Origin of the sequence: Gemmatimonas sp. (genome assembly GCF_044344655.1) — a bacterium.
Taxonomy (GTDB): Bacteria; Gemmatimonadota; Gemmatimonadetes; order Gemmatimonadales; family Gemmatimonadaceae; genus Gemmatimonas.
Genome location: NZ_JBIJCN010000066.1, coordinates 1 through 10,787 on the forward strand (window position 1 = coordinate 1; position 10,787 = coordinate 10,787).

Sequence of the window (10,787 nt, forward strand, 5' to 3'; positions counted from 1 at the left end):
GTGGCCTCCGAGCAGTGCGCGCGCGAAGCGCTCACCGCCGGGGTGCGCCGCGTGCACGTGCGCGTGCAGGGTCCCGGGTCCGGCCGCGAGTCGGCCATCCAGGCGCTCGCCGCTGCGGGTCTCCAGGTGAAGTCCATCCGCGACGTCACTCCGATCCCGCACAACGGCTGCCGTCCCCCCAAGCGCCGGAGGGTTTGATCCATGGCTCGCTATACTGGTCCCAGCTGCCGTCAGTGCCGTCGTGAGGGCGCCAAGCTCTTCCTGAAGGGCACCAAGTGCTTCACCGAGAAGTGCCCCGTCGAGCGTCGTCCGTACGCCCCGGGTCAGCACGGTCAGGCCACGGCGCGTCGCAAGAAGATGTCGGAGTTCGCCAAGCAGCTGCGCGAGAAGCAGAAGATCAAGCGCATCTATGGCATCTCCGAAAAGCAGTTCCGCAACACGTTCGAGCGCGTGGCCACGCAGGCCGGTATCACCGGTCACAACCTGCTCGCCGCCCTCGAGACCCGTCTCGACAATGTGGTGTACCGCATGGGGTTCGCGCCCAGCCGCAAGGCCGCGCGTCAGCTCATCCGTCATCGCCACATCGAAGTGAAGGGTCGCCTCCTCGACATCCCGTCGTACCAGGTGCGCCCGGGTGAGGAAGTGCGCGTGAAGCAGGCCTCGCGCGAGCTCGTGCTCGTCATGAGCGCGATGGAGCAGGCCTCGAAGGGGGGCTCGCTCTCCTGGATCGCCGTCGACAAGGAGTCGTTCAGCGGTCGCGTGCTCGAGAAGCCGCAGCGTACGAGCATTCCGCTCGCCGCGCAGGAACAGCTCGTCGTCGAGTTGTACTCGAAGTAATCGCAGCACGGGTGGGCGCACTGCGGTGCGTCCACCCTGGTCGGGGCCCGAACCCCCTCACGAGTCTACCGCGCGTTCGGGGCGGGGTAGAGCGTCGCCACCCTCCGGTGGTGAGACCACTTCCAGATCCAGACTTCCATGGCAACCATCGATCTTTCCGGGCTGGTCCGTCCGCAGCTTGTCGAAGCGACCAAGCGCGAGGACAATCCCAATCTGGCCGAATTCCGCCTGCAGCCGCTCGAACGCGGTTTCGGGCACACGCTGGGCAACGCGATGCGTCGACTGCTGCTGTCGTCGCTCCGGGGCTCCGCCGTGTGGGCGTTCCGCATCGACGGCGTGGTGCACGAGCACCAGACCATCGCGGGCGTCGTTGAAGACGTGCACCAGATCATCGGCAACCTCAAGACGCTCACCCTCGCCCTCCCCGATGAGGTCGAGCAGACCGTGCTCCGCATCACCAAGGCGGGCCCGGGCACCGTTACCGCGGCAGACATCATTGCCACCGGTGGCGTGCGCGTCGTCGATCCGGGCCATCATCTCTTCACCATCACCGACGAGCGCGACTTCACCGTCGAACTCTACGTGAACAAGGGACGTGGCTACGTCGAGAGCGACCAGCACCCGGCCGACAAGAGCCTCTCGGTCGATGTCGTGAAGATCGACGCCATCTACAATCCGGTCCGTCGGGCCAACTTCACCGTCGCGGAAACCCGCGTCGGGCAGCGCACCGACTACGACCGCCTCACGCTCACTGTCGAAACCAACGGCGCGATGTTGCCCGAGGAAGCGGTGAGCTACGCGGCCGCCCTCGCCCAGACCCACTTCCAGTACTTCGTGGGCTTCGGGTCGTCGGCGTCCGCGCAGCCCGGTGCGGCCGGCGACGGAGCCAACTCCGACGCCATCCGCCTCGCTGAGCTGTTCCGTACCCCGATCGATGATCTCGAACTGTCGGTCCGGTCGGTCAATTCACTCAAGAACTCCAACATCCGCTCGCTCGGCGATCTGGTTCGCCAGACCGAGGCGCAGATCCTTCAGGTGAAGAACTTCGGGAAGAAGTCCCTGCAGGAAATTGCCGCGCTGCTCGAGAAGGAAGGGCTCAATTTCGGTATGCGCTACGAGGAGAGCACGGACGGTGTCCGTATCCTCGATATGGGCACCCCGCCCAGCCGCGCGGCCGAGAATGCGCCCGATGACGACGACGACGAGGACTAAAGCCCATGCGCCATCGTAAGGCCAACCGCCAGCTCCGGCGGACCAGTGAGCAGCGTCTCGCGCTGCTCCGCAATCTCGCGACCTCGCTCATTGAGCAGGGCGCGATCGAGACGACCGAGGCCAAGGCCAAGGAGCTGCGCCCGTTCGTCGAAAAGCTGATCACCAAGGCCCGCACCGGCACGCTCCACGCGCGCCGACTGGCCGGAAAGCACGTGCAGAAGCGCGAAGCCGCCGACAAGCTCTTTCAGGAGATCGGTCCGGCGTTCGCTACCCGCCCGGGTGGCTACACGCGCATTCTCAAGACCGGTCACCGTAAGGGTGACGGCGCTGAGATGGCACGTATCGAACTGATCCTCAGCTGAGGCACCACCCATGGCTATCAATCGCAATCGCTGCTACAGCTGTGATAAGGGTGTTGCCTTCGGCAACAACGTTTCGCACGCCAACAACAAGACGCGCCGTACCTGGAAGCCCAATCTCCAGGTCGTCCGTACGCTCGAAGCGGGCAAGATCATCAAGGTGAAGGTCTGCACCCGCTGCCTCGCGGCCGGTAAGGTGCAGCGTGCACCGCGCGGCCAGGTCGCCGTCGCGTAATTCGCCTGCCGGTTTTCACCTCGCGGGGAGCTCGCTCTGAAAGCGGGTCTCCCCGCGTTGTGTATCCAACGGCAGGGAGCTCGGGCGGATCGGTACCACCGGACCCGGCACCCGAATCGCCAACTCATTACCCGCCACTGATCCGTTCGTGACGAAAACCGCGCTCATTACCGGCATCACCGGCCAGGACGGTTCCTACCTCGCCGAACACCTGCTCGACAAGGGCTACCGCGTGGTGGGCGTCGTCCGCCGCTCCTCCACCACGCCGTACGAACGCATCGCGCACCTCGTCGATCGCATCGAGCTGGTCTCCGCCGATCTCCTCGACCAGACGTCGCTCACCGACGTGGTCCAGGCCACCGCCCCCGACGAGATCTACAATCTCGCCGCGCAAAGCTTCGTGCAGACGTCGTGGAATCAGCCCGTGCTCACCGGCGAATTCACCGCGCTCGGCGTTACGCGCATGCTCGAGGCGCTCCGGAAGGCCGCCCCCACGGCGCGCTTCTATCAGGCCAGTTCCAGCGAACAGTTTGGCAAGGTTGTCGAAACCCCGCAGCGCGAAAGCACGCCGTTCTATCCGCGCTCACCCTACGGTGTGGCCAAGGTCTACGGACACTGGATCACCGTGAACTACCGCGAGAGCTTCGGGCTCTACGCCGTTTCCGGCATCCTGTTCAATCACGAGTCGCCGCGCCGCGGGCTCGAGTTCGTCACCCGGAAGATTTCCGACGGCGTGGCGCGCATCAAACTTGGCCTGCAGCACGATCTCCGGCTCGGTAATCTCGACGCCCGGCGCGACTGGGGCTTCGCCGGCGACTACGTCGATGCGATGTGGCGCATGCTCCAGCAGGAGGAGCCCGACGACTATGTGATCGGGACCGGCGAGACGTACTCCGTGCGCGAGTTCTGCGAAGCCGCCTTCGGCGCCGTCGAGCTCGACTACCGCGACTACGTGGTGCAGGACGAACGCTTCTTCCGCCCCGCCGAAGTCGATCTGCTTGTCGCCGATCCGTCCAAGGCCAGGACGCAGCTCGGCTGGACCCCCAAGGTCGATTTCCGCCAGCTCGTTGCCATGATGGTCGAGGCCGACCTCGAACGGTATCGTCGCGCGAAGTGACCGCATCTGCCGGGCGTCCGCTCGGGCGCGTGCTCGTCACCGGCGCCGCCGGCTTCGTCGGCCAGTGGCTGCTGCCCGCCCTCGCCGCGCAGGGCGCCGAGCTCTTTGCTCTCGCGCTCGAGCGCCCGGCCCCGCAGTCGCGAGGGGCCGGGATCCCGGCGCCCGCGCCGGACACCACCTGGCTCACCGGCGACCTGCGTGACGAGGCCTACCTGGCGCAGGTCGTCGCCACCGCCCGCCCCGATACCGTCATTCACCTCGCGGCCATCTCCCACGTCCCCACCGCGACCGCCGATCCGGCCCTCGCCTGGGACGTGAACGTCACCGCGACCGCGCGGCTCCTGCACCAGCTGCAGCAGCAGCGCGAACAGCGTGGCACCGACCCCACCGTACTCATCGTGGGGAGCGCCGAGCAGTACGGGCGCGACGAGTCGCACCGCATACCCCTCGAGGAGACCGCGGTGCAGGCGCCCCGCACGGTCTACGCGGCCACCAAGGCCGCTCAGGAAGTGCTGGCGCTCCAGCAGTGGCGGGCCAACACCCTGCGGGTGGTGGTGGCCCGTAGCTTCAACCACAGCGGCGCTGGCCAGCCGCCGCGATTCCTGCTCCCCGCGCTCGTGCAACGCGCCCGGTCGCTGGCAACGGCGCCGGCCGGCACGCCCATGCCGGTCGGGAATCGGTCGCCCATTCGCGACTTCCTGCATGTAAGTGACGTCGTGGCTGCGTATATTTCCCTCTGTCAAAGGGGGGCGCCCGGCGAGGCGTACAACGTGGCCAGTGGTACCGGCTGGTCGGTACAACAGCTCCTCGAACGGGTCCTGGCGCGAACAGGATCGCTGGCCGTGCCGTTCGAGGATCCCACACTGGTCCGCCCCGTAGACGTCCCCGTGCTTATCGGGGATCCGCGAAAGCTGCAGCACGCCACCGCGTGGCGCGCGCAGCATTCACTCGACGACATCATCGAAGACCTTCTCCATGCCGCGACGTTCTGACCTGCACCGGATTCTTGTGATCGGCTCTGGCCCGATCATCATCGGGCAGGCCGCCGAGTTCGATTATTCCGGGACGCAAGCCACCAAGGCGCTGCGCGAGGAAGGCTACGAAGTCATTCTCGTCAATTCGAATCCCGCCACGATCATGACCGATCCGGAGTTCGCGGATCGCACGTACGTGGAGCCGGTGACGCCGGAGTTCGTCGAAAAGATCATCGCCAAGGAACGTCCTGATGCGGTGCTCCCGACGATGGGCGGGCAGACAGCACTCAACGTCGCGCTCAAGCTGTACGACGATGGTGTGCTCGAAAAGTACGGCTGTGAGCTCATCGGCGCGAATGCCCGCGCCATTCGTGTCGCCGAAGATCGCAAGCTCTTCGCCGACGCCATGGAGAAGATCGGCCTCAAGTGCCCCACCGGCACCACGGTCACGTCGCTCGACGAGGCGCTGGTGGCCGTGGAGAACACCGGGTTCCCGTCGATCATCCGCCCCTCATTCACCCTTGGCGGCACGGGCGGCGGCATCGCCTACAACCGCGAGGAGTTTGAGACCATGGTGCGTCGTGGCCTCGACCTCTCGCCCGTGCACTCGGTGCTCATTGAGCGCTCCCTCCTCGGCTGGAAGGAGTACGAGCTCGAAGTCATGCGCGACTGCGCCGATAACGTCGTGATCGTCTGCTCGATCGAAAACCTCGATCCCATGGGCGTGCACACCGGCGACTCCATCACGGTGGCACCGGCCATGACCCTCACCGATCGCGAGTACCAGGTCATGCGCGATGCGGCCGTGGCCATCATTCGCGAGATCGGGGTGGATGCTGGCGGATGCAATGTGCAGTTCGCCGTGAATCCGAAGAACGGGGAGCTGATCGTCATTGAGATGAATCCGCGCGTGTCGCGGTCGTCGGCGCTCGCCTCCAAGGCGACCGGCTTCCCCATCGCACGCATCGGTGCCAAGCTCGCCGTGGGGTATACGCTCGACGAGGTGCCCAACGACATCACGAAGACCACGCCGGCCAGTTTCGAGCCGGTGCTCGATTACGTGATCGTCAAGTGCCCGCGCTTCGCCTTCGAGAAGTTCGCGGCCGCCGATCCGGGGCTCACCACGCAGATGAAGTCGGTCGGTGAGTCCATGGCGATCGGCCGTACGTTCAAGGAGGCGTTCCAGAAGGCGTTGCGTGCCCTCGAAACCGGTCGCATCGGCTGGTCAGTCGGCGAACGCCTGCAGGATGATCGTCTCAGTGAAGGCTCGCGCGAGGAGCTGCGCGGCGCGCTGCGTCGCCCCACCCCCGAGCGCATCTATCAGCTCAAGCGTGCGATGCTGTTGGGCATGGGGACCACCGAGCTGCATGACATCACCGGGATCGATCCCTGGTTCCTCGATCAGATGAAGGAGCTGATCGACGCGGAGACCTGGTACGGCGCCCAGGCGATGGTCGACGCCGAAACGATGCGCCGCATGAAGCGCTTGGGCTTTTCCGACCGCCAGCTGGCCGCACTGCGCGGCCAGAGCGAGCACGAGGCCCGCGCCGCGCGCTGGGCGCTCGGCGTGCGCCCATCGTACAAGATGATCGACACCTGTGCGGGTGAGTTCCCGTCCAGCACGCCGTATCTGTACGGCAACTACGATGAGGAGAGCGAGGCGGCGACCGAGGGACGCAAGAAGGTCGTGATCCTCGGATCGGGCCCCAATCGCATCGGCCAGGGCGTGGAGTTCGACTACTGCTGCGTGCGCGCCGTACTCGCGCTGCGTCAGCAGGGATATGAGACGATCATGGTCAACTCCAACCCCGAGACCGTCTCCACCGACTTCGATATCTCCGATAAGCTCTACTTTGAGCCGCTCACTCTCGAGGATGTACTGGAGATCGTCGAGCGCGAGAAGCCGGAGGGGGTGATCGTGCAGCTCGGTGGGCAGACGCCGCTCAAGCTCACGCGTCCGCTTGAGGCCGCCGGTGTGCGCATTCTGGGCACGTCGCCTGATGCCATCGATGCTGCCGAGGACCGCCGCCGCTTCGAGGCGATTGCCCGCGAACTCGGCATCGAACAGCCCGCTAACGGCACGGCGACCAGCGTGGACGAGGCCGTCGCCATCGCGCAGACGATCGGCTTCCCCGTCCTCGTGCGCCCCTCGTATGTCCTCGGGGGCCGCGCGATGGAAATCGTCCACGACGAGGCCTCATTGCGCGATTACTTCGAGCGCGCGGCGCGCGTGTCGGAAGAGCGCCCGGTGCTCGTGGACCGCTTCTTGGAAAACGCCTTCGAAGCCGACGTGGACGCCCTCTCCGACGGCGAGCACGTGGTGATCGGCGCCGTCATGGAGCACATCGAGAGCGCGGGTATTCACTCCGGCGACTCGGCGTGCATCCTCCCGCCATACCTCATCCCGCCCGCGGCGGTCGAGCAGATGAAGGCGCACACCGTGGCGTTCGCGAAGCGGCTGGGCGTCGTGGGGCTGATCAACGTGCAGTACGCCTATAAGGACGGGCAGGTGTACGTGATCGAGGTCAATCCGCGGGCCTCGCGCACGGCGCCGTTCGTGTCGAAGGCGATCGGCGTGTCGCTCCCGTCGGTCGCGGCGCGCCTCATGCTCGGTGAATCACTCGCCGACGTCGGCTTCACACAGGAGATCGTGCCGCCGTACATCAGCGTGAAGGAAGCCGTGTTTCCGTTCAACAAGTTCCGCGAGTTCGATCCCGTCCTCAGCCCGGAGATGCGCTCCACGGGGGAGGTCATGGGCATCGACGACGACTTCGGCACCGCGTTCCTCAAGTCGCAGATCGCCGCCGATAACGCGTTGCCGAGTGCGGGGGCCGTGTTCTTTACCGTGAACGACGGCGACAAGCCCACCGCAGCGGCGCTCGCGGCGCGCTTCCATGAGTTTGGCTTCAGCGTGTTCGCGACGAGTGGCACGGCCGCGTTCTTCCGCGCGCAGGGGGTGCCGGTCACGTCGGTGCTCAAGGTGCACGAGGGACGTCCGCACGGCGTCGACCTGATCCTCAATGGCGAGATCCAGCTGCTCGTCAACACCCCGCTCGGTAAGCACGCGCAGGTCGATGACGAACGGCTGCGTCAGGCCGCCATCGCCAATCGCGTACCGTACACCACCACGCTCACGGCGGCCAGCGCCGCCGTTGAGGCGATCGCCGCGCGCCGGTCGCGTGAGCCGGGCGTGCGCTCGCTGCAGGAGTGGCACGAGCGCCTTCGCGCGTCACGGTCTCAGATGGCGGCGCAGCCTGCCGGGACCGCGTGAGCACGGCCACCATGCCTGGCATGATCGCTCGTGCCGGTGAAGGGCACGTCGGCGCGGGTGTCACCCTCGGGGCGGGGGCACTGGTGCACGAATCGGCGTACGTCGACGACGGCGCCGTGGTGGGCGCCGGTACGCGCATCTGGCATTTCTGCCACGTCAACAGTGGCGCCGTCATCGGTCCACGCTGCTCGCTCGGGCAAAACGTGGTCGTCATGACGGGCGTGACCGTCGGCGAGAACGCCAAGATCCAGAACAATGTGTCGTTGTACGAGGGAGTAGAGCTGGAGGAGGACGTGTTCTGCGGCCCTTCCATGGTCTTCACCAATGTGTACAACCCGCGCAGCGCTGTCTCGCGCAAGCATGAGTATCGCCGCACGCTGGTGAAGCGTGGCGCCAGCATCGGCGCCAACGCCACCATCGTCTGTGGCATCACGATCGGCCGCTTCGCCTTCATCGGCGCGGGCGCCGTCATCAATCGCGACGTTCCCGACTATGCGCTCATGGCCGGCGTACCGGCGAAGCGCATCGGCTGGATGTCGGAGGCAGGGTTCCGTCTCGACGTGATCGGCCGGTCTCCGGTCGATCCGTCGGCCGAACGACTCCGTTGCACCGGTACCGGTACGCTGTACGAACGGCGCGGAGACGTGGTCGCGCGCATCGAGGAGCAGGCATGACTGACATGATTATTCCCGCAGGACAGCCCATCCGCGTGGCACTCGTCGGGTGCGGGCGCATCAGCCGCAATCATTTCGATGCGATCGCCAAGATTCCCGACCTGCAGCTGGTGTCGGTCTGCGATATCGTCCCCGAGCGGGCGGAGGAGGCGGGCACGGCTGCCGGCGTCCCCTGGTTCACGAGCCTCGAGCGCATGCTCGCCGACGTGCCGAGCGACGCCGTGATCATCGCCACCCCCAGCGGGCTCCACCCGCAGCACGGCATCACCGCCGCCAAGGCCGGTCGCCACGTGATCAGCGAGAAGCCCATGGCGATTTCGCTCGCCGCCGCCGATGCGCTCGTGCAGGCGTGCGACGATCACCGCGTGCAGCTCTTCGTGGTCAAGCAGAATCGCCTCAATCCGCCCGTCGTTCTGCTCAAGCGCGCGATCGATCGCGGGCGCTTTGGCCGCATCTACATGGCCAACTGCACCGTGCGGTGGACGCGCCCGCAGGAGTACTACGATCAGGCGCCGTGGCGCGGCACCTGGGAGTTCGACGGTGGGGCCTTCATGAATCAGGCCTCGCACTACGTCGATCTCATTCAGTGGCTCGTGGGGCCCGTTGAAAGTGTCATGGCCAAGACGGCCACGTTGGCCCGGCGGATCGAGGCGGAGGACAGCGGGGTGGCGGTGCTCAAGTTCCGCTCCGGCGCCATCGGGGCCATCGAAGTCACCATGCTCACCTTCCCGAAGAACCTGGAAGGATCCATTACCATCCTGGGGGAGAAGGGCACGGTGAAGATCGGCGGGACCGCCGTCAACAAGGTCGAGCACTGGCAGTTCGCGGACTACGACGATGACGACAAGCTCGTCGATCAGTCCAATACCAATCCGCCGAGCGTGTATGGCTTCGGCCACGAAGGGTATTACCGCAATGTGGTCTCGGTGCTGCGTGGCGAGGCCTCGCCTGATACCGATGGCCGTGCCGGTCGCAAGTCGCTCGAACTGATCCTTGGCATCTACGAGTCGGCGAAGACGGGGCGCGATGTCCCGCTTCCGCTGCGCGTGAACATCTGATTTGCAGGGGTTCCTCATGGCCGTACCGCTTCTCGACCTGAAGGCCCAGCATGCCACGATCCGTGAGGACGTGGTGGCCGCGCTCATGGAGGTCGTCGATCAGCAGGCGTTCATCCTTGGCGATCCCGTCGCGCAACTCGAGTGCAGCGTGGCCGGATTGTCGCAGGTCAAGTATGCGGTGGGGTGTGCCAACGGCACCGACGCCATCCTGCTGGCGCTTCGCGCATTGGGCGTGGGGCATGGCGACGAGGTCATCACCACCCCGTTCACGTTCTTCGCTACCGGTGGGGCCATTCACAACGTGGGAGCGCGTCCGGTGTTCGTAGACATCGATCCGCGCACCTTCAACATCGAGCCCGCCAACGTCACGCCGGCCATCACGCCGCGCACGAAGGCGGTCATCGCCGTCGATCTCTTCGGACAGATGGCGCCGATCGAGGCGGTCACGTCGGCGGCGCGAGGACTCCCGGTCATCGAGGATGCCGCGCAGTCGATCGGCGCCAGCCGCGTCATCGAGGGGCGCAAGGTCATGGCCGGCGAAGCGGCGGCGATCGGGACCTACAGCTTCTTCCCGTCCAAAAATCTCGGTGGGTACGGCGACGGCGGCATGATGGTCACGCAGGACGAGGCGCTCTTCGAGGCGCTGATGAAGCTGCGGACCCATGGCAGCCGTCGCACGTATTACCACGAGATCGTGGGCTACAACAGTCGCCTCGATGCACTGCAGGCGGCGGTGCTGCGCGCCAAGCTGCCGCATCTCGAAAGCTGGAGCGCAGCGCGCCGTCGTAATGCCGCTTACTACGACGCGGCCTTCGCCGACCTGACCGACGTGATCACGCCGTACGTCGATCCAGCCAATACATCCATCTACAATCAGTATACGATCCGCGTGGCGCAGCGCGATGCGTTGCAGGCGCACCTGAAGGCGCGCGCAATCGGATCCAACGTGTACTATCCGCTGCCGCTGCATCTGCAGCCTTGCTTCGCCTATCTCGGCTACCGTGAAGGGCAGTGCCCCGAAGCGGAGAAGGCCGCGAAGGAAGTGCTCTC

At 65.9% G+C, this 10,787-nt stretch carries 11 protein-coding genes; all 11 read left to right on the forward strand.

Annotated elements, in window-relative coordinates; all coding sequences use genetic code 11:
* Positions 1-198 (forward strand): 30S ribosomal protein S11 (rpsK, locus tag ACIQ51_RS13150; RefSeq protein WP_396205513.1); only part of this gene is annotated, 198 nt, incomplete at its 5' end.
* Positions 199-201: 3 nt separating this feature from the next.
* Positions 202-837, forward strand: coding sequence for a 30S ribosomal protein S4 (gene rpsD / locus ACIQ51_RS13155; RefSeq protein WP_396205514.1), 636 nt, complete (start codon positions 202-204; stop codon positions 835-837).
* Between the two features lie 138 nt (positions 838-975).
* Positions 976-2,049, forward strand: a complete 1,074-nt coding sequence (locus ACIQ51_RS13160; protein ID WP_396205515.1) for a DNA-directed RNA polymerase subunit alpha — start codon at positions 976-978, stop codon at positions 2,047-2,049.
* Between the two features lie 5 nt (positions 2,050-2,054).
* Positions 2,055-2,411: a 50S ribosomal protein L17 gene (gene rplQ, locus ACIQ51_RS13165; protein WP_396205516.1), complete on the forward strand. Its 357-nt coding sequence runs from the start codon at positions 2,055-2,057 to the stop codon at positions 2,409-2,411.
* A gap of 10 nt (positions 2,412-2,421) precedes the next feature.
* Positions 2,422-2,643 (forward strand): 50S ribosomal protein L28, encoded by a 222-nt coding sequence (gene rpmB, locus ACIQ51_RS13170; RefSeq protein ID WP_396205517.1) that lies wholly within the window; start codon positions 2,422-2,424, stop codon positions 2,641-2,643.
* Positions 2,644-2,791: 148 nt separating this feature from the next.
* Positions 2,792-3,760: a GDP-mannose 4,6-dehydratase gene (gene gmd / locus ACIQ51_RS13175; protein WP_396205518.1), complete on the forward strand. Its 969-nt coding sequence runs from the start codon at positions 2,792-2,794 to the stop codon at positions 3,758-3,760.
* Positions 3,757-4,752 (forward strand): GDP-mannose 4,6-dehydratase, encoded by a 996-nt coding sequence (locus tag ACIQ51_RS13180; protein WP_396205519.1) that lies wholly within the window; start codon positions 3,757-3,759, stop codon positions 4,750-4,752. The genes gmd and ACIQ51_RS13180 overlap by 4 nt, the downstream gene beginning before the upstream one ends.
* Complete coding sequence (gene carB, locus ACIQ51_RS13185) at positions 4,736-8,005, forward strand: carbamoyl-phosphate synthase large subunit (RefSeq protein WP_396205520.1); 3,270 nt, start codon at positions 4,736-4,738, stop codon at positions 8,003-8,005. The genes ACIQ51_RS13180 and carB overlap by 17 nt, the downstream gene beginning before the upstream one ends.
* Before the next feature lie 20 nt (positions 8,006-8,025).
* Positions 8,026-8,679, forward strand: a complete 654-nt coding sequence (locus tag ACIQ51_RS13190) for a DapH/DapD/GlmU-related protein (RefSeq protein ID WP_396205521.1) — start codon at positions 8,026-8,028, stop codon at positions 8,677-8,679.
* Complete coding sequence (locus ACIQ51_RS13195) at positions 8,676-9,737, forward strand: Gfo/Idh/MocA family protein (RefSeq protein WP_396205522.1); 1,062 nt, start codon at positions 8,676-8,678, stop codon at positions 9,735-9,737. Before ACIQ51_RS13190 ends, ACIQ51_RS13195 begins: the two co-directional genes overlap by 4 nt.
* Positions 9,738-9,753: 16 nt before the next feature.
* Positions 9,754-10,787: DegT/DnrJ/EryC1/StrS family aminotransferase (locus ACIQ51_RS13200; protein ID WP_396205523.1), on the forward strand; the 1,034-nt coding region annotated here is incomplete at its 3' end.

Excerpts from the sequence above, each read along its gene's own strand:
- ACIQ51_RS13160 (WP_396205515.1), top strand. The coding sequence starts at position 976 with ATGGCAACCATCGATCTTTCCGGGCTGGTCCGTCCGCAGCTTGTCGAA.
- rplQ (WP_396205516.1), top strand. The coding sequence starts at position 2,055 with ATGCGCCATCGTAAGGCCAACCGCCAGCTCCGGCGGACCAGTGAGCAG.
- ACIQ51_RS13190 (WP_396205521.1), top strand. The coding sequence starts at position 8,026 with ATGATCGCTCGTGCCGGTGAAGGGCACGTCGGCGCGGGTGTCACCCTC.
- carB (WP_396205520.1), top strand. The coding sequence starts at position 4,736 with ATGCCGCGACGTTCTGACCTGCACCGGATTCTTGTGATCGGCTCTGGC.
- ACIQ51_RS13195 (WP_396205522.1), top strand. The coding sequence starts at position 8,676 with ATGACTGACATGATTATTCCCGCAGGACAGCCCATCCGCGTGGCACTC.
- rpmB (WP_396205517.1), top strand. The coding sequence starts at position 2,422 with ATGGCTATCAATCGCAATCGCTGCTACAGCTGTGATAAGGGTGTTGCC.
- rpsD (WP_396205514.1), top strand. The coding sequence starts at position 202 with ATGGCTCGCTATACTGGTCCCAGCTGCCGTCAGTGCCGTCGTGAGGGC.